This is a genomic window from Thalassospira profundimaris WP0211 (genome assembly GCF_000300275.1).
Lineage (GTDB): Bacteria > Pseudomonadota > Alphaproteobacteria > Rhodospirillales > Thalassospiraceae > Thalassospira > Thalassospira profundimaris.
The window spans coordinates 64,723-83,486 of sequence record NZ_AMRN01000008.1 but is presented as its reverse complement, the minus strand read 5'-3'; the positions used below and the strand labels follow the sequence as shown (position 1 = coordinate 83,486).

19 protein-coding genes are annotated in these 18,764 nt (G+C 55.2%); 14 read left to right on the top strand and 5 right to left on the bottom strand.

The features are described 5' to 3' along the window. Positions 1 to 167: 167 nt before the first annotated feature. Positions 168 to 707, top strand: coding sequence for a hypothetical protein (locus TH2_RS15150; RefSeq protein ID WP_008891313.1), 540 nt, complete (start codon positions 168 to 170; stop codon positions 705 to 707). Positions 708 to 1,044: 337 nt separating this feature from the next. Next, on the top strand, positions 1,045 to 1,551 hold the full coding sequence (locus TH2_RS15145; protein ID WP_008891312.1) for a GNAT family N-acetyltransferase: 507 nt from the start codon (positions 1,045 to 1,047) through the stop codon (positions 1,549 to 1,551). A gap of 26 nt (positions 1,552 to 1,577) precedes the next feature. On the opposite strand, the gene TH2_RS15140 is transcribed toward TH2_RS15145, so the two are convergent. Continuing rightward, a complete protein-coding gene (locus TH2_RS15140) occupies positions 1,578 to 2,321 on the bottom strand; it encodes an SDR family NAD(P)-dependent oxidoreductase (protein ID WP_008891311.1) in 744 nt (247 codons plus the stop codon). Positions 2,322 to 2,523: 202 nt separating this feature from the next. On the opposite strand from TH2_RS15140, the gene TH2_RS15135 reads away from it, so the two are divergent. Continuing rightward, positions 2,524 to 3,219, top strand: a complete 696-nt coding sequence (locus TH2_RS15135) for an SOS response-associated peptidase (protein ID WP_008891310.1) — start codon at positions 2,524 to 2,526, stop codon at positions 3,217 to 3,219. A 61-nt stretch (positions 3,220 to 3,280) separates the two neighbouring features. Here TH2_RS15135 and TH2_RS15130 read toward each other — a convergent pair whose 3' ends face one another. Both TH2_RS15130 and TH2_RS15125 read right to left on the bottom strand, forming a co-directional pair. After that, complete coding sequence (locus TH2_RS15130; RefSeq protein WP_040824137.1) at positions 3,281 to 3,460, bottom strand: hypothetical protein; 180 nt, start codon at positions 3,458 to 3,460, stop codon at positions 3,281 to 3,283. A 472-nt stretch (positions 3,461 to 3,932) separates the two neighbouring features. After that, positions 3,933 to 4,790, bottom strand: a complete 858-nt coding sequence (locus tag TH2_RS15125) for a universal stress protein (RefSeq protein ID WP_008891309.1) — start codon at positions 4,788 to 4,790, stop codon at positions 3,933 to 3,935. A 340-nt stretch (positions 4,791 to 5,130) separates the two neighbouring features. Between TH2_RS15125 and TH2_RS15115 the strand changes: the two genes are divergently transcribed. After that, positions 5,131 to 5,439: an ArsR/SmtB family transcription factor gene (locus TH2_RS15115; protein WP_008891308.1), complete on the top strand. Its 309-nt coding sequence runs from the start codon at positions 5,131 to 5,133 to the stop codon at positions 5,437 to 5,439. 81 nt (positions 5,440 to 5,520) lie between these two features. Here TH2_RS15115 and pdxH read toward each other — a convergent pair whose 3' ends face one another. After that, positions 5,521 to 6,141 carry a pyridoxamine 5'-phosphate oxidase gene (gene pdxH, locus TH2_RS15110; protein ID WP_008891307.1) on the bottom strand — a complete coding sequence of 207 codons (621 nt, stop codon included), beginning with the start codon at positions 6,139 to 6,141 and terminating at the stop codon, positions 5,521 to 5,523. Positions 6,142 to 6,287: 146 nt separating this feature from the next. Between pdxH and TH2_RS15105 the strand changes: the two genes are divergently transcribed. The 7 genes from TH2_RS15105 to TH2_RS15075 all read left to right on the top strand — a co-directional run bounded on the left by TH2_RS15105 (position 6,288) and on the right by TH2_RS15075 (position 13,713). Next, positions 6,288 to 6,764 carry an RT0821/Lpp0805 family surface protein gene (locus TH2_RS15105; protein WP_008891306.1) on the top strand — a complete coding sequence of 159 codons (477 nt, stop codon included), beginning with the start codon at positions 6,288 to 6,290 and terminating at the stop codon, positions 6,762 to 6,764. A 216-nt stretch (positions 6,765 to 6,980) separates the two neighbouring features. Further along, positions 6,981 to 7,910 (top strand): DnaJ C-terminal domain-containing protein, encoded by a 930-nt coding sequence (locus tag TH2_RS15100; protein WP_008891305.1) that lies wholly within the window; start codon positions 6,981 to 6,983, stop codon positions 7,908 to 7,910. A 171-nt stretch (positions 7,911 to 8,081) separates the two neighbouring features. Beyond that, a complete protein-coding gene (locus TH2_RS15095) occupies positions 8,082 to 9,422 on the top strand; it encodes a mechanosensitive ion channel family protein (RefSeq protein WP_008891304.1) in 1,341 nt (446 codons plus the stop codon). 101 nt (positions 9,423 to 9,523) lie between these two features. Continuing rightward, positions 9,524 to 10,222 (top strand): thermostable hemolysin, encoded by a 699-nt coding sequence (locus tag TH2_RS15090; RefSeq protein ID WP_008891303.1) that lies wholly within the window; start codon positions 9,524 to 9,526, stop codon positions 10,220 to 10,222. Between the two features lie 8 nt (positions 10,223 to 10,230). Then, complete coding sequence (locus tag TH2_RS15085) at positions 10,231 to 12,267, top strand: AMP-binding protein (RefSeq protein ID WP_008891302.1); 2,037 nt, start codon at positions 10,231 to 10,233, stop codon at positions 12,265 to 12,267. Continuing rightward, on the top strand, positions 12,239 to 13,048 hold the full coding sequence (locus TH2_RS15080; RefSeq protein WP_238538718.1) for an SDR family NAD(P)-dependent oxidoreductase: 810 nt from the start codon (positions 12,239 to 12,241) through the stop codon (positions 13,046 to 13,048). Before TH2_RS15085 ends, TH2_RS15080 begins: the two co-directional genes overlap by 29 nt. Beyond that, entirely contained in the window at positions 13,045 to 13,713 is a 669-nt protein-coding gene (locus tag TH2_RS15075; protein WP_008891300.1) for a tetratricopeptide repeat protein, read from the top strand. Before TH2_RS15080 ends, TH2_RS15075 begins: the two co-directional genes overlap by 4 nt. Positions 13,714 to 13,796: 83 nt before the next feature. On the opposite strand, the gene TH2_RS15070 is transcribed toward TH2_RS15075, so the two are convergent. Continuing rightward, complete coding sequence (locus tag TH2_RS15070; RefSeq protein WP_008891299.1) at positions 13,797 to 15,155, bottom strand: YihY family inner membrane protein; 1,359 nt, start codon at positions 15,153 to 15,155, stop codon at positions 13,797 to 13,799. Positions 15,156 to 15,357: 202 nt separating this feature from the next. Between TH2_RS15070 and fabI the strand changes: the two genes are divergently transcribed. The 3 genes from fabI (at position 15,358) to TH2_RS15055 (ending at position 18,737) form a co-directional block, all read left to right on the top strand. Next, positions 15,358 to 16,188, top strand: coding sequence for an enoyl-ACP reductase FabI (gene fabI / locus TH2_RS15065; RefSeq protein ID WP_008891298.1), 831 nt, complete (start codon positions 15,358 to 15,360; stop codon positions 16,186 to 16,188). An 83-nt stretch (positions 16,189 to 16,271) separates the two neighbouring features. Continuing rightward, positions 16,272 to 17,375 (top strand): chorismate synthase, encoded by a 1,104-nt coding sequence (gene aroC / locus TH2_RS15060; protein ID WP_008891297.1) that lies wholly within the window; start codon positions 16,272 to 16,274, stop codon positions 17,373 to 17,375. 60 nt (positions 17,376 to 17,435) lie between these two features. After that, positions 17,436 to 18,737, top strand: coding sequence for a hypothetical protein (locus TH2_RS15055; protein ID WP_157194144.1), 1,302 nt, complete (start codon positions 17,436 to 17,438; stop codon positions 18,735 to 18,737). Positions 18,738 to 18,764: the final 27 nt, after the last annotated feature.

The following is an 18,764-nucleotide window of genomic DNA, read 5'->3' as shown; positions in this document are numbered from 1 at the left end:
CCATCTAATGGCCCGCTACCGGGAACAATGATGTTCGGCCATTTGCTTTCACCGGGCGGCGTCTTATATTGAAGCTGTCTTGCCGGTTTCGCGTCGGTAAAGATAATACTTTGCAATTAAGAACCGTTCGCGTTAATGTCGGACCTGTCATCAAACAGGGACCGCCCATGTATTCGGATAAAACCTTGCTCCCCAAAGAATGTCTCCGCCTGTGTGCACTTGGCACCCTTGCCCTTTCCGAAAAGCCGATCAGCTATGGCGATCTGGCCAACGAGGTGCGCCATTTCATGTCGCACATCATGGGGCCGTCCCTGGATATGATGGGAAGTTCGCTTCAGCTGCTCAAGCTTGAAGGCCTGGTCAAGGAAGATACCTCAAGCGGCGGGTTGTCTGACGCGCAATTGAGCCTGACCGATGCCGGGCACAAGAAGTTCATCGAACTGATGCAGGGCAATGTGCGCGATACATCGGGCGAGCTATCGCGCCTGATCATGGCGCTCAAGATGCGGTTCCTGCATCTGCTTGATCATGACATCCGCACCGAACAGATCGAAATCCTGCAAGACGTCTGCGAACTTGATCTCGAACGTGTGCTGGCCCTGCGCGACGAGCACGCAAACGAGGCCGAAAACTTCACCAGTTGGCTCGAAATGGAAGTCAAACGCCTGGAGCAAAAACGCGACTGGCTTAAAAGCCTTTCAGCGTAAACCGTTTTCCCGTTATAGTCGTGATCTAGACCATAATGCATTAACTCTGATGCACTTTGCCGGAGGCATGGTTTTGTCGAGCAAGGAAAGGTTCGCCGAGCGTAGCGGGGCTACGGTCAAGAGCCTTGACGCTGAGCGGCAAAACCATGTCCCGGCCCGAAGGGTTTGAAGTTGGCGGCCTTTGGCGACGTTACAACACTTGAACGATGCGCCGCATCGTCCTGCATGCTGTGCCTTGCCAAGCGACACGCCAATTTCAAACAAAGTGAACCAGACTTAATGCATTATGGTCTGAACCCGCAGGAAGCAGGTCCAACGTCACAGGCAGGGACGGAAAATGTTGATACGTGAAGAAACCGAAAAAGATATCGCGGCGATTCACGCGTTGCTGGATGGTGCCTTTACAACTGCACCCCACAGTCAGCAGACCGAACATTTGATCGTCGATGCGCTCCGAAAAAGTGGTCAACTCACCCTTTCCCTGATCGCGGAACAGGACGATGAAATTGTTGGCTGCATCGCGTTTTCACCGGTGAAAATCGATGGCAAAGCCTGTGGTTGGTTTGGCCTGGGCCCGGTTGCGGTCACGCCGGATCGCCAAGGCCTAGGCATTGGCTCCGAACTGATCCAAAGCGGCATCCGCCATTTGCGCGCCGATGACGCCCATGGCTGTGTCGTTCTGGGCGAGCCGGATTATTACGGCCGGTTTGGCTTTGCGCCCCTGCCCGATCTAAAGCTTGAAGGCGTGCCCGATGAATATTTCATGGCACGCCCATTGGTTGATGAAATCCCGGCGGGTTTGGTCGAATACGATCCGGCCTTTTACATCAAGGCTGACAGCTAAGAAGTCATCCAGTCCCGATCTGCCAATCAGTACAGATGCTGCCCGCCGGTAACAAAGATTTCCGTGCCGGTGACATAGGTACTGTCATCCCCGACCAGATAATGCACCGCTGCCGCCACGTCTTCGGGTGTGCCCATCCGGTTCATCGGAATGCGTGGCACAAGCGCCTCATATTCCGGGGAAATCATATCAGTCTTGATTTCGCCCGGGGCAACCGCATTGACCCGCACCCCAAGCTCGGCAAACTCAACAGCCATTTCACGCGTCAGGCCCGAAAGCGCTGCCTTGGATGTCGAATAGGCCGACCCGGCAAACGGATGGACGTAATGCCCCGCGATCGAGGTAATGTTGCAAATTGCCCCCTTGCCCCGATGCAGTGCTGATGCAAACCCGCGCGAAAGTGTGAGCGGCGTAAAGAAGTTCAGCTCAAACACATCGCGCCAGGCAGCAATATCACCATTCAGACAACCAAGCCGTTCCTTATAGGGGGTCTTGGGCGATACACCGGCATTGTTGATCAGGGCATGCAACGGATCATCGCCCAGAACTTCGTTCGCCTCGGCAATAAAGGCTTCGACCTCTGCCGGTTTGGAAAGATCGGCACGGATGTGAATACCCAACGCCGGATCGCGTGGGCAGCTCGGCGGCGGGGCTTCACGTGAACAGCAAATCACCCGCCAGCCGCGCTTGGCAAAATATCCAACCGTAACATGGCCGATGCCACGACTGGCACCTGTCAGAACGACTGTTTTCGGGGCATTGCTGCTCATTGGTGTACTCACTTCACAAGATATGCGCGCAAACAGAATTTTGCTGACTTTCTTATAGCACCACAGGCCCCGCCATCGAAGGAAAAGCCTTGTACTGTAAGATTTTTCTGCAGTCACCGTTGCGATATAGGCTGCCCCACAGGTATTTGGCAAGGGATGCGAAACAGGCTATGTTTTTGCCATTGTAAAGATGGGCAAGACCATGTGCAGCCGCTTTGATCTTAACAGCGATATCCGCGCCTTCCAGGTTCAGCTTGGCCTGGAAGTGGAAGATATCATTCGCATGCCATTACCCGACGGGTTCAATCGTAACGGATCAGATGACGAGGACGAAGACGCCGCCTTCGACAGCCTGACCGGTACGCGTCGGCCGACCGATCCAATCGCCGTCATTCTGCCGCATCAAAAGGCCGCCATTCGATACTGGGGGCTGAGCATCCCGGGCATGAACAGCCCGATGATCAATGCGCGCGCCGAAACCCTGCCCGAAAAGCCAACCTTCCGACCACTTTTGAACCGCCGCTGCCTGATCCCGGCAAGCGGTTGGTATGAATGGCGCAAGGACGGCAAGGCAAAGCACAAGAACCGCATCACCCTGCCCGATCATCAACCGTTTCTGTTTGCGGGCCTCGAAAACGGCCGTGAAGCCACGATCATCACCTGCGCGCCATCGGGCTCAATCGCCCATATTCACAACCGGATGCCGGTCGTGATCGGCCCGAACCATCTGGCGTCCTGGCTTGATCCGCACATGGCGTTCGAAGATCTGGGATATATGCTGGGCCCGCTTCCTGATCATGTTCTGTCATGGCAGGAACAAAGTTCGGATCGCCCCAAAACAGATCCGAATACGGATGCGGATGAGAAAACAAACCAGATTGATCTGTTTTCAAAATAGGCTGCTTGGGCAGGCACGCAGCCTGTCTGGCCCAATCAGTCCGTAATTCCGAATAAGATGATTAGTCGCTGTCAACGTCGTTGGCGGCACATGGTGCCGCATTGCATGGCTGCAACGCACCGCCAGCTTGACCAGACAGCAACGCAGCAAGATCAGGCACACCAACATTCGGATTGTTAAGTTCCTGTGCCAGGTCTTCGGACATCGAAGCGAAATCGATGATATCGCGCAATGACAACATGGGTTTTCCCCTGTCAGACGTTGATTTCCCACAATGCGAAACACCTCGTTTAGGGGCAGGACTGACTAATTTGGTTTCAATGGTTCACCGGATTTGTGCGGATACGCGGAGCAAAACCGCAGGAAGATAAAAATCTTTCAAGGCTTTGCGACAAAGTAGCCCGTGCAAATCCGGTTAATCCGAAGGACAGACGTTATATTTGCAAACTCCTGCGTCAAACCCTTTGGCCGGGATACCAGCCCGCCCCGCAGGCTTTTCCTTGGATTTCACAAATATAACGTCTGCCATTCAAATCAAATTAGTCAGTGCTGCCCCTATGGGGTTTCGTCACGTTCTTATTTCTGTAACCCTGTTCCTATTTATCCCGCAACGCAACAAAAAAAAGGCGCATCAAAAATGCGCCTTTTCAGTCATATACCATCGGTTAGGTAATATAATTTCGCGATATCAGGCGCTTAAGCAGCCCCTTGGCCTAGTGCATTATCCAAAGCGGCAAGGCACATTTTGCCAACATATCCTGCGTCACACCGCCAAGGATCATCTCTTTGAAGCGTGAATGGCTGTATGCCCCCAGAACAATGGTATCGGCACCGCATTTTTCTGCCTCGGAAATCAAGGTATTAGCAACCTGTCCGGTTTCCGTGCTTTCAACCACGGCCGCATCGACTCCGTGCCAGCTGAACTGTTCGGCCAGCGCCTTGGCGCACGCACGCCCATAGGGAACCTCACCGACACTGACAATCGTGACTTCCTTGACATTGCGCAACATCGGCATGGCGGAAGTAACCGCGCGCGCGGCCTCAATGCCGCCATTCCAGGCGATCATGACTTTTTCACCGATGGTCGCCGGGGTTACTTCTGGGGCCACCAGGATCGGACGTCCGGTTTCCATCAGGGCCGCATCAAAGGTCAGCGATGCGGAGGCTTCCTTGGGATCCCGGCCAATCACCACCAGATCAAAAAGACGGCCGCGGCGGGCCACTGTTTCGTCTTCGCGCCCGCTATCCTTGCGCCAGGCACAGGTTGGCTTGGCGTCTGCGCTCGGTGTATTGGACTCCTCGATGCCGGCCTCTTTAACGGCGGCGGCAAAGGATGCCTTGCCGCTGGCTTCGCGCTTTTCGGTTTCGGTGGTGGCGGCCTGGATCATTTCTTCGATGATCAGGCCGGACATGCCTTCGCCAACAATCGGAATGGCGTCTTGTGGTTCGGCCGCAACAAAAAGCGCCTCAAGATGCGCGTTGAATGACTTGGCCAGTTTAAAGGCCGTCGCCATCACACGTTTGTCGATTGCCGTGCCTGCTACCGGTGCCAGAATGGTGCGAATTGCCATGTTAACTACTCCCGCCTGTCGAACAGGTCATTGAACCTGCCTGAAATACCGACTGATGATGCCTTTACTGCCAAGCAGTCTGAGGTCTTTTGCCCCAGCTTTCTTTGTTCAAGATCAAAAATTTGCGAAAGTTATTATTATTCTTATACTTTGTTGGTGTCGGTGGTTGGTGCCAGATCGGTTTTTCTCAATCGACCATGCACAAAATGATTGTAACATGAATGCCAACGATTACGATGACGCTTTAAAGATCGAGATATTATTCTCTTGGGTAGGATACCGGGCATTCAAAGCAAAAATGCGACCTGGTGTGCAGAGTTAAGAACGGGGTTACTCGCGGATGGACTATACGGCACTGCACGAGAATGCACGTGAAGCTGCAGAATTTCTCAAAACGCTCGGCAATGAGTGGCGTCTGCTTATTTTGTGCTCTCTCGGCGACACGGAAAAATCCGTTGGCACGCTGGAAAATGAACTGGGCATCAAACAATCCGCCCTGTCACAGCACCTTGCACGCCTGCGCCGCGAAGGGCTTGTAAAAACCCGCCGCGATGCGCAAACGATCTATTACTCGCTGGCCAATCCCGACATCATGAAGATCATCGCTGTGCTACAAGACACCTTCTGCCCGCCGGAACCCGCGGTCTAAGGCGCACCGATCCAAAATACAAAAACGCACAAGGCTTGATCCCCTTGTGCGTTTTTTGCGTTTTGGAGTCTCGTGGCGTCCTTACGGAAACAGCTTTTGCGTATCCCAGCCGCTATCGGCGTCATCGCGGGTAAACAGCTTGCGGTCATGCAGGCGGAATTTGCCCTCCGCCCAGAACTCGATCCGATCCGGTACAAGGCGATAACCGCCCCAATGTTCCGGGCGCGGCACTTTGCCAAGACCAAATTTGGCGGTGAATTCCGCAACCCGTTTTTCAAGATCAAACCGGCCACTCATCGGGCGCGACTGAATGGATGCCCAGGCTCCCAACTGGCTGCCGCGCGGGCGGGACGCAAAATATTCGTCTGACTCGGCTGCATCGACCTTGGCAACCTTGCCCTCGATGCGCACGCACTTTTCAAGCGTCTTCCAGTGGAAACAAAGGGCGGCAAAACCGTTCTCGGCCAACTGGTCGCCCTTGCGGCTTTCATAGTTGGTATAGAAAACAAATCCGCGCGGATCAAAACCCTTAAGCAGCACAATGCGCGCCGACGGGCGACCTTGCGCATCGGCAGTCGCAAGCGTCATCGCATCCGGATAGGCAGTCTCGACCTTTTTTGCGTCCGCAAACCAGGTTTCGAACATGTCGAACGGGGCATCGTGGGGTTCATGCCCAATTTTTGGCGCATTTTTCTCGTTCATTGCGAAAGGATTTCCTTTGGCTGATTAAATTTGTTGCCGTCAGGACGACATATTTCGGAACTACGGTGGCAGCAACAACGTTGGATCAATATATATACCCAAAGAATATCGGTTGGGACTGTAAAGACAAGATGGGCAAATTAAACATGAAATTCCGTCAGATCGTTATCCCGGTGGTCATGACCGCATTTATCGCTGGCTGCGCCCAGGATCAGGGTCAGAAGCAAACTGCCGGCACACTTCTTGGTGCCGTCGGTGGTGCCGTCGCAGGCGCACAGTTCGGCAAGGGCAGTGGCCAGCTTGTCGGTGTTGCGCTTGGTACGCTTGCCGGCGCCTTCATCGGCAGCGAAGTCGGCAAGTCGCTTGACAATGCCGACCGCGCCATCATGGCAAAAAGCACCCAGCGCACGCTGGAAGCCACCCCGACAGGTCAAACCACCACTTGGAACAACCCCGATACCGGTGTTCAGGGGACGGTGACCCCGACCCGCACCTATCAGGAACCGAAAACCCAGGAATATTGCCGTGAATACCAGCAAACGGTGATGATCGGTGGTCAGGAAGAAACGGCTTATGGCACCGCCTGCCGCCAGCCGGATGGCAGTTGGAAAGTCGTCAACTAAGCCTTGCTAAAAATCTGAAATGACAGGCGGTGCGGTCCTTGCGATCTGCGCCGCCTTTTCATATCTGGTCATCGGTTCGGGCGACAAACCCGTCTTAATGTCATTGTTTCGGATCAGATGCGGCAAAATGGTTCATCTTTTGCGGCGCATGATCTAATAATGAACACAACGTGCAAATCACATAACGTGCTTTTAGTTTCTGGAACCGGTCAGTAAATGCAGGATCCCTACAAGACACTTGGCGTCGCCAAAAACGCCAGTCAGGAAGAAATCAAAAAGGCCTATCGCAAACTGGCGCGTGAACTTCACCCCGATGTCAATCCGGGCGATGCCAAAATCGAAGAACGCTTCAAAAAGGTATCGAGCGCCTATCACCTTCTCGGTGATGCGGAGCGCCGCAAGAAATTCGACAATGGTGAAATCGACGCCGATGGTCGCGAAACCAGCCCGTTTGCCCGTGGTGGCGGACATGCCGGTGGCGGCTTTGGCGGTGGTGATCCGTTCGGCGGCTTTTCCGGTGCTAATGCCGAGGACATCTTTGACGAAATCTTCGGCAAGGGACGCGCACGTTCTGGAGGCGGCGGTTTCGGTGGCTTTGGCGGGGAACGCAAACCCAGAAAGGTCAAAGGCCCGAACATCTCCTATGAGCTGAGCCTTGATTTCGCCGAGGCCATCCTGGGCACGACAAAGCGTATCAATCTCGCCAGCGGCAAAAGCCTTGAGGTCCGCATTCCACCCGGAAGCGAAAACGAACAGACGCTCCGTCTTAAAGGCCAGGGGATGGCTGGCATGAATGGTGGCGAGGCCGGTGACGCGCTGATCAAGCTGCATGTCCATCCGGATAAAACCTTCCGACGCGAAGGCAATGACCTGCATTGTGATCTGGCAATCAGCCTGCCCGAAGCCATTCTGGGTGGCTCCATCGAAGTGCCGATTGTCGATGGCAAGGTCAATATGAAGCTGCCCGCCAACGCCAATAGCGGCACCAAGCTACGCCTGCGCGGCAAGGGTGCCCCCTATGACCGGGGCAACAAACGCGGTGACCAATATGTTCACCTGACGGTCAAGCTGCCCGAAGAACGCGATGATGAATTGGTCGAGTTCATCAAGGACTGGTCTGAAAAGCACCCCTACAAGGCGCGCTGATAGATCACCTCGAAGCCGGCATTCTCCGGCTTTTTTCTTGCCCAGTTGGCACCCGGGGTCAGGCGATACAAAAGGCCCTGCGTTGAAAGGTGCCTGTTAATCGCGTTCCGTGTTACCATATTGTTTTAACGGGCTTTGTCGCAAAAAACGAAACCGACCATCAGGGAAAATATGGAACAGCTCAGCAATCCGGACATCTATTTGCAATGGCTTGAACAGGCAATCGCCTGGATCTCTGCAAATGTCCTGCTGGTCCCGATCCTGATCCAGATTGCTGCCTGCCTGCTTGCCACCATCCCGGCCTTTTTGCTGCGTGGTCGTCTGGCGTCGCTTCTCGCACGCTTGCAGAACTGGAAGCCGCTTTTACCCTATGCCGGGTTTCGACGCTTTGCGTTGGTTCTGCCCAGTCTTGCCTTCCCGCTGATTTTTGTCATTGCCATCTGGCTGCTTGATGCCATCGCCATTCAGGCTGGCTATCGCCATAACATCATCCGGTTGGTGGCAAGTCTTCTGAATGCCTGGATTGTCATTCGTCTGGCGGCTGCCATTGTCAATGATCCTGTCTGGTCACGCACCATTGCAACCGTCGCCTGGACGTTGGCGGCACTCAACATTGTCGGATGGCTGGAACCAAGTATCGCAATCCTTGACGGGCATGCGATTGAATTCGGCGAGTTCCGCATTTCGATCTATGGCATCATCAAAGCCGTTCTCTCGCTTGCGGTTCTGCTGTGGGTCGCATCCTTTGCCTCGCGCCTGTTTGAACAACGCATCCGCAAGGTCCATCACCTGACGCCCTCGGTGCAGGTCCTGATGGCAAAGCTTCTCAAGCTTGTCTTGCTGTCGATCGCCGTTTTGTTTGCGCTGTCGACCATGGGTGTCGATCTGACGGCACTCGCCGTATTTGGTGGTGCGGTTGGTGTAGGGATCGGCTTTGGTCTGCAACGCATTTTCGCCAACCTGATCAGTGGTGTGATCCTGTTGCTTGACCGCTCGATCAAACCTGGCGATGTCATTGCGATTGGCGATACCTTTGGCTGGATTCAGTCACTGGGCGCGCGCTATACAGCGGTTCGAACCCGCGATGGCACAGAATTCCTGATCCCGAACGAAGACCTGATCACCAATCAGGTCGAAAACTGGAGCCACTCGGACGTCAAACTGCGCCTGAAGGTCCCAGTCGGCATTTCCTATAACTGCGATCCCCACCTTGCGATCAGGCTGTGTAACGAGGCGGCGGCAAAATGCGCACGCGTGCAGGACAATCCGGGGCCCAATACCCTGATGCGCGGTTTTGGTGACAACTCGGTCGATCTTGAAATCCGTTTCTGGATCAACGACCCGCAAAACGGACGCGGCAATATCATCAGCGAAGTCTTGCTCAATGTCTGGGATGCGTTCATCGAACACAATATCGAAATCCCGTTCCCGCAACGCGATTTGCACCTGCGCAGCAGCGATGAACCAATCCGCGTGGAAATGACACAAAGCCCTTCCTCCAAACGATCCTGACCCTGCCAAACACCTCGATTTAAGTTGATTTCAGCTCTTCAGCTTGCTGTCAGGTTGCGACGTCAGAATGCGTTATTCACGTATCAAAAGGCGTCCACTGAATGCTGCAGCTTAATTACAACGAAAACGGCAATCCCTCGGCCAGACTTCGTTTGCAGAAGAACGGGTTTCTGTCCCGCGTGCCGACGCATGCTTGCGCCATTTCAATCCTGACCAATACGGCGCGCGAACGCCCAGAGGTCGAGGATTTCATTTCTGGCATCTATGCCCGCACCTATGAGGCAGAAATTTCGGTTCATTACGACACACTGATGAGTGTGCGCGATGATCACGGCGATATCGTTGCCGCCCTTGGGTTTCGCTCTGCCGGGCATGGTCCGCTGTTTCTCGAACAATATCTCCGCCGACCGATCAATTCGCTCCTCGGCATTCCGCGCCACGAGATTGCTGAAATCGGCAATCTGGCATCAAACGGATCAGGCGCGTCATCCTTCCTGTTCACTGCCCTTTCGGCTTATTTGCATCATAGCGGCTTCAAACAGGCGGTAGTTACTGGCACCGCAAGTCTTGAAAAACGGTTCCAGAAAATGGGGTTGGCGCCGGTGCGTCATGCGCTTGCTGACCCGGCCCTGCTTGAATGCGGCAACACCCATTGGGGCCGTTACTACGACACGCGCCCGCATGTTCTCTCGGGCTCGGTCACTTTGGGATATCTGCGCCTGCAATCGCTTTTTGGCGCCGAATACAGCCACATGCGCCCGCGCCTTTATCCCCGTCTCCAACATAATGGCGAGGTCTGAGTCTGATCATGCTGTTTTCACGCATCGGCCAACACCCGGCCGACAAAATTGCCCTTAAAAGCCAGACCGATCAGATCACATATGGCGACCTGATCAAGCGCATTGACGACCACGCCAAAGACCTTACCGATGTCGATGTTCTTGGCATCGCGCTTGATAACGGTATCGACTGGGTACTTTGGGACTTGGCGGCACTCAAATCGGAAACCATCTGTGTTCCGATCCCGCCCTTCTTTACCAAAGCACAAATTGATCATGCCGCCGCAACCGCTGGCATCACTCACATGATCACACCAGATGGCATGGTGCGAACCGGTCTTGCCAAATCCGCGACCATCCCGGCAAAAACTGCAAAAATCACCTTCACATCCGGCACCACCGGCACCCCCAAAGGTGTCTGCCTGCCTGCAACCGCCATGATGAATGTCGCAAGCTCGATCTATCAGATGCTGGGCGACGGGTTTGCCGGTACGCATTTTTCCGCCCTGCCCCTGGCCGTCTTGCTGGAAAATGTTGCAGGCGTCTATGCCGGACTTCTCGCCGGTTGCACCGTGCATCTGACGTCCTTGCGGAACTTTGAAGCGCAGTACGAAAACCTGCATGGCTTGCTCAAGGGGGCTGATGCCACCTCGGTCATTCTGGTGCCGGAACTGCTGCACGCCCTGATGATGCAGGTCATGCAATATGGCCCGCTGACCAAACTTGATTTCATTGCCGTTGGCGGCGCGCGGATTGATCCCGCCCTGATTGCCAAGGCCCGTCAGATCGGCCTTCCGGTTTACGAAGGATATGGCCTGTCTGAATGCGCATCGGTTTTGTCGTTGAACGTTCCGGATAAGAACAAACCGGGCACAACCGGCACGCTGTTGCCGCATGTCACGGCGGAAATCGTCGATGATGAAATCGTCATTCGCAATCCGGGGTTCCTTGGCTATGTCGGCGATCCGTCCCCGGCAAACGCATCCCTCTCGGAACGCTTCGCCACCGGTGACCTTGGCCGGATTTCAGACGACGGCTTTGTGTCCGTTACCGGACGGCGCAAAAACGTCCTGATCACTTCAAACGGGCGCAACATATCACCCGAATGGCCCGAGGCCGCCTTGCTGGCCCAAACCGCCATTTATCAGGCAATCGTTTTTGGCGACGGCCAAGCCCATCTTGAAGCGCTGATCGTACCAAACAGCACTGATGCAGACATCAACGCCGCCCTTCAGGCCGCAAACGCCGGCCTGCCCGACTATGCCCAAATCAAACACTTCACGCTTTGTGCGCCCTTCACCGCACAGAACGGCTGCCTAACCGGAAATGGTCGGCCCAAGCGTGATGTGATCGTTAAACGATATATCTCCTCACAAAACACTTCGGAGCTCCCCATGAATTTCTATGATCGTCTTGTTGCCCAAACCGCTGATGCCCGCGCAGCCCTTTATCACGTCCCGCAGCTTGTTGACGGACTTTCGGGCAATATTTCCCGCTCCACCTATGTCGCCTACCTGACCGAGGCCTATCACCACGTCAAACATACCGTTCCCTTCCTGATGGCGATGGGATCGCGCCTGCCCGATGACAAACGCTGGCTGCACAAGGCGGTAATTGAATATCTCGAAGAGGAAGAAGGCCACGAAGAATGGATCCTCAATGATATCGAGGCCGCTGGTGGTAACCGCGAAGCTGCACGCAATGCAACGCCTAACCTCGAAACCCAGGTGATGGTCGCCTATAACTACGACTATATCGCGCGCAAGAACCCGGTTGGTTTCCTTGGCATGGTCTTCATGCTCGAAAGCACATCAACCCAGATCGCAAGTCAGGGTGCCGATGCGGTGATGACCGGTCTTGATCTGCCGAAATCGGCATTCAGCTATCTGTTCTCGCACGGTTCGCTTGATATCGAACACATGAAATTCTTCGAGAAAACCGTCAACCAAATCACCGATCCGAACGATCAGGCCGCGATCATCGAAGTCGCCAACAACACCTTCCGTCTGTTTGCCAACCTGTTCGCAGCGATCCCGCATGAAGGACAACGGAAAAATGTTGCTTGAGGGAAAAGACATCTTTCTCACCGGGGCAACCGGCGGGATTGGAAAACCCCTTGTGGAAATCCTGAAAGAACGCGGTGCGAATGTCCGGTCCTATGACCGGGCATCCGAAGGCGATCTGATGGAACGCATCGATACGACCTGCAAGGCGCTTCGCGAACATACGCCTGACATCCTGATCAACCTTGCCGGGATCAATGATTTCAGCCATGCCGAAGACCAGGATTACGACGCGCTTCTGACACTCAACCTTTTGGTGCCGATGCGGCTGTGTCAGGCGGTCCTGCCCGCCATGCGTGCCCGCAATCATGGCCAGATCGTCAATATCGGCTCGATGGTTGGGTTGATTCCGTTACCGCACATGACCGGTTATGCGGCGGCCAAATCCGGCCTTAAGGGATATAGCGACGCCCTGCGTCGGGAACTGTGCAACACGGCTATTACTGTCACCCACATCGCACCACGTGCGGTCAATACCGGTATGAATAGCGGCAAGCTCGGCATGCTTAATCGCAAGACCAAAGCCAGCGAAGATCGCCCGCGCGATGTCGCACTTCGCATTGCCAGCGCGATTGAACTTAACGCCAGTGATTTTCGCCTTGGTTGGCCGGAACGGCTGTTTGCCACCCTTAATGCACTCGTGCCCGCGATGATCGACAAGGGCCTGCGCAAAAACACCCAAATTGGTGAAGAGATACTGGCAACCGACAAGGCCAACGCCAAACCGGCCCTGATCATCAATGGCACCGGGACAGAAAGTGACGCACAGAGGAACATCGCATGAAACGCAAAAACATGATCACCTTATCGGCCCTTGCGGTTGCTCTCCTTCTGGCTTTGCCGGCAACGTCGCAGGCGCAAACAGCAAACCCGGCGGTGATGAAGGCTGTCAGCCACCTGCAACATGAATGGGCACACATCAAATACGAAATCACCGATGAGGATGCCCAACTTGATGCCATTCACAAGCTTGAAGCTGACGGCGAAAAGCTGCGTGCAGAATTCCCCGACAGCCCGGAACTGCAAATCTGGCAAGGCATCATTCTGTCAACCGATGCCGGGATTGTGCGCGGTATCTCGGCCCTTGGCAAAGTGCGCGACGCCCGCGAACTTTTTGAAAACGTGATTGCCACCGCACCGACCGCGATGGATGGCTCAGCCTATACCTCGCTCGGATCGCTTTACTATCAGGTCCCACCCTGGCCGCTGGCCTTTGGCAGCAACCCCAAGGCAGAGGAAAACCTCAAAAAGGCGCTTGCGCTCAACCCGAACGGCATTGATCCGAACTTCTTCTATGGCGATTTCCTGCGCCAACAGGAACGTTATGACGAAGCGCGGATCTATTTCCAAAAGGCGCTTGATGCCCCGGACCGCCCGGACCGTCCGCTTGCCGATGCTGGCCGTCGGGCCGAAATAACCCTTGCGCTCAACCAAATGGCTTCCCGATAAATACGACCGATCATCAACACATCAAAAAGGCCGGGAAGAATATCCTTCCCGGCCTTTTTTTTCTGTAACCCGCGAAGCAGCCATCAGTTCATGATGTCGGTCATGTCTTTCTGATTGATATCGTCTTGTTTTTCGTGATCCGGGTCTTTCTCGATCTGTTCGGGGATTTTGTCTTCGGGGCGCGGGGTATCAAGCAGATCGCCCACCTTCACATCCAGAACCGTTTTGCGTTTTTCTTCGAGCTCGATCAGGCGTTCACGCATGGCAATCGGCCAGCCACTATCTGTCTGCACGACCAGCAACCGGTCGTAATCCAGAAACAGGCCAAGGCGGCTCATCAGATCCATCAACGAAATCGGCGACAGGTCCCCCGAAAGCAGCCAGCGATGATTTTCGGAACGATCAATCAGCTTTTCACGCCGCAATGCTGCCAACGCCCAGTTCAGATCACGCCCACCCAGTTTGACGTCGCGCATCATCCTGCGATAGGTCGGCGGCTTGTCGGCCTCGTGGAAACGACTTTGCAGATATTCCAAAACCCGCAGCACGGCGATAATCCGTTCCATATGCCCCGGCACCGCACCACGCGGATCGGGGATCAGGCCGGCTGCACGTGCCGCACGCCATTCGGACCGCGCGGCTGCCACCTGCGCACCCAAAAGGATCACGATCCAGGTCAGATACATCCACAACAAAAAGATGGGCACAATCGCAACCGCGCCATAAATCGTCTGATAGGTCGGAAATGTCGTGACGTAATACGCGAAGCCCTTTTTCAGGCTTTCGAACAAAACGGCGGCCACCACGCCACCGGCCACACCATCAATAATCTCGACCGAACGGTTCGGCATGCCGATAAACAGCAATGAAAAGGCCACCGCCGACAGGACAAAGGGCGCCAAGAATGTCAGTTGACCGATATGCTGGGCAACCGCTTCGCCGCCCACCAAATATCGCATGGCAAAGAAATACGACGCCAGTGACAAACTCAAGCCCAGCAACATCGGCCCAACCGTCAAAAGTGTCCAGAACACCACCAGACGCGCCAGAATTTTACGCGGGCTGGTTACGCGAAACACATCATTCATCGCCCCTTCGATGGCGCTGAGCAACATGACCGCCGTCAGGCCAAGGACGATTGTGCCAATCGCCGTCATCTGTCCGGTATTCTGCAAGAAATTGCCAAGATAGTCCGTGACCTGCGCGCCGGTTTCCGGCAGGAAATTGCTCAGGACCACGGTCATGATCTGGTCCTTGAACTGATCAAAAACCGGAAAGGCCGACAAAACCGTTAGTGCAATCGCCAGAAACGGCACCATCGCCAAAAGCGTCGTGTAGGACAAACCGGCGGCACGTTGTATGGATTTGTCATGGACAAAACGCATACCGGCATAGCGCCAGAATGCGGTTCGATCAGCGAGCAATTTCTGAATTTCGGCCATTAAACGCTTATCCCCACGCATTTTCCGGTTATACTGCACCTGATCAACAAGATAGCGTGCCTGCACACGTTATGACAGGTCAGATTGACCTTGGCCGCGCTTTGTGTAGGATGCGCAAAATGTCTAATGCCTTCTGGGCCGGTCGCGGCTTTTCTTGAATGCCTCTACCTGCCAGAGAGAGATCGTGGGAACGAGAGGAAATATGAGCCTGTCCACCGACAATATTTCGGGCCTTATGGCCGGTAAACGCGGCCTGATTATGGGTGTCGCCAACGATAAATCGATTGCCTGGGGCATTGCACGTGCGGCCGCTGCGGCCGGCGCCGAAGTGGCCTTTACCTTCCAGGGCGAAGCCCTTGAAAAACGTGTGCGCCCGCTCGCAGAGTCTGTTGGCAGCAACATCGTTCTGCCATGTGACGTGACCGATGCGGCCAGCATGGATGCCGTGTTCGAGACGCTTAAGGAAAAATGGGGCAAGCTTGACTTCGTCGTGCATGCTATCGGTTTCTCCGACAAGAACGAACTGCGTGGTCGCTATGTCGATACCTCGCCGGAAAACTTTGCGCTTTCGATGAACATCTCGGTCTATTCCTTTACCGCGATCGCACAGCGCGCGGAAAAACTGATGACCGATGGTGGTTCGCTTCTAACGCTCTCCTATTACGGCGCAGAAAAGGTCATGCCGCATTACAACGTCATGGGCGTTGCCAAGGCGGCCCTTGAAGCCAGCGTGAAATACCTTGCCAATGACCTTGGTCCGGACCGCATTCGTGTTAACGCCATTTCGGCGGGCCCGATGAAGACCCTTGCTGCATCGGGGATTGGCGATTTCCGCTATATCCTGAAATGGAACGAATACAATTCGCCGATGCGCCGTAACGTCACGCTTGATGATGTTGGCGGATCAGGTCTGTACTTCCTCTCGGATCTTTCGACCGGTGTTACGGGCGAAACCCATCATGTCGATTGCGGTTACCACACCGTTGGCATGAAACAGGCAGACGCACCTGACATCACTGTCCAGAAATCCTGATCTGGGCCTGATACGATTTTGCGGGCTGCCCTGATGGGCGGCCCGTTTTGTCTCTTAAATATTTGAATTCTGGATAATCGGTTATGGCTGGCAACAGTTTTGGAACACTTTTCCGCTTCACCACCTTTGGCGAAAGCCACGGCCCGGCCATCGGCTGTGTTGTTGATGGTGTGCCGCCCCTGCTTGAGCTCACCGAGTCCGATATTCAGAATTATCTCGAAAAACGCAAACCCGGTCAGTCGCGCTTTACCACCCAACGCCGCGAACCTGATCAGGTCAAAATCCTTTCGGGCGTGTTCGAAGGCAAAACCACCGGCACCCCGATTGGCCTTCTGATCGAAAACGTTGATCAGCGCTCCAAGGATTATGGCGAGATCAAAAACCAGTTCCGCCCGGGCCATGCCGATTACACCTATTGGGAAAAATACGGCACGCGCGATTATCGCGGCGGCGGCCGTTCTTCGGCCCGCGAAACCGCCATGCGGGTTGCCGCCGGTGCAATTGCCCGCAAGGTGCTGGGCAATGACATCAAAATCCGCGCGGCCCTGGTCAAAATGGGCACCAAGGAAATCAACCGGGCCAACTGGGACTGGGCCGAGGTTGATAACAACCCGTTCTTCTGCCCCGACCCCGAAGCCGTTCCGGTGTTCGAGGAATATCTTGATGGCCTGCGCAAGGATGGCTCATCCGTTGGCGCGGTGATCGAAGTCGTCTGTTCGGGCGTTCCGGTTGGCCTGGGTGACCCGGTTTATGACAAGCTTGATGCCGATCTCGCCAAGGCGATGATGACCATCAATGCCGTCAAGGGGGTCGAGATCGGCAATGGCTTTGAAGCAGCCGAGCTAACCGGCATTGAAAATGCCGATGAGATGCGTCTGGGTGAAGATGGCAAGCCGGTCTTTGGCTCCAACCATGCCGGGGGGATTCTGGGCGGGATTTCATCGGGCCAAGACATTGTCGTACGCTTTGCAGTCAAACCGACCAGCTCGATCCTCACACCTCGCAAAAGCCTTGATATCTATGGCAAGGAAGTCGATGTCGTCACCAAGGGTCGCCATGATCCGTGTGTTGGTATCCGTGGCGTTCCGGTGGGCGAAGCCATGGCTGCGATCACGCTTGCCGACCACCTTCTGCGCCACCGCGCACAGTGCGAAGGCTGGAACACCAACAAGCATTTTCCGAGCTAATTTTCGGGCTAGTTTTCCGACGCAATCGGAACGGGCGAATATCGCATCACAACTGGTTTCATGCCGCGTCTAAGTGGCATGAACCCGATATTGCTCAAAACCCTGATCCAACTTGCTGCATCAAACAAAAAACCGGCTCCCAGCGGAACGGTTGGCAGTGACGCGCAGCTCAAAAATCGCATCGTCCTGTTTGCGGACGAAGCAGTCGCCCTGCCCGACTGGGGGATTTCAGGGCTGCCGTCCATGATCCTCGGCGCGGCACCGCAAACCTGCCTGTTTGTCAGCGACCTCACTGTCGATGATGACGGCGAGGATAAGGACGACACCGGCAGTTCCGATGGCAACAGCGATGACGCGTCCGATGCAGCGGCCAGCGGATCGGTATCTTTCTCCCTGACCATCAAGGCCCCGCCTGCCGCCGACAGCAGCCTTAAGTCGCGCACCATTGTCTGGAAGCTGACATTGCCCGTTGCGGGCTTTCGCGATGTTCAAACCGGTGCCAGCACCCCGCCCGTGCACGCCCCTGTGATCAAAACCCGCATCAAGCTTGGCGGCGTGATCCGTGATGTCGAAATCGGCCTTCTGGAAATGGGTCCTCTGGATCAACCGCTTCTGATCGGCAAGGACACGCTCTCAAACAAGTTCCTGATCCGCCCCGACCGGCCCGAAGATCAGAAGACACCAGCCGCCCCCACGGTCGACCTGACACCGGCCCCCGCCGAGACGCCAAAGCCTGATGGCAACCAGCCCGACCCAACGTCGGAAAAGGTTCAACCGGTAAGCCCGCCCGATACAGATCCCAAGGCAACATCCGGGGACCAGACCGACGACAAGGACAATGCCTCTTCTCCATCGGACTCGGGCGCGGGGACGAAGCCTCCGGCAACGGATACCACGGACACCAAGGCAACCAACGACACCAAAACTGATCCGGACAACAAGGCCCCCGACGAAACCGCCAAAGCCGCACCAACCGAGACCACGACGCCAGACGCCCCCCCGGCGTCTGATACGTCAAGTGCGGCACAGGTAAACGATCAGCCTCAGGATCAAGAACAGTCAAAGTCCGAGGCAGGCGATACCGCCGCCGCCCCGGTGCCACGACCCTCTTCCGACGGCACCCAAGCGTCGGACGCGACCCAAACAACCGCATCGCCGGAAAGCCAAGCGGCGTCAACCGACGCCACCTCCGCCGAAACGACGGACAAATCAGAAAACGCAACTCAATCCGACACAACACAAGCTGAGCCTGCAAGTTCGCAGTCAGACTCAGATGAAGACAAGACACCAACCCAACCTGCAGATACTCCGTCCACGACCGATACGGCTCACCCAGCGGCCCCGGAAAAAGAACAGTCCTGATAAGCCTTTAAACCATAAGCGCCAGAC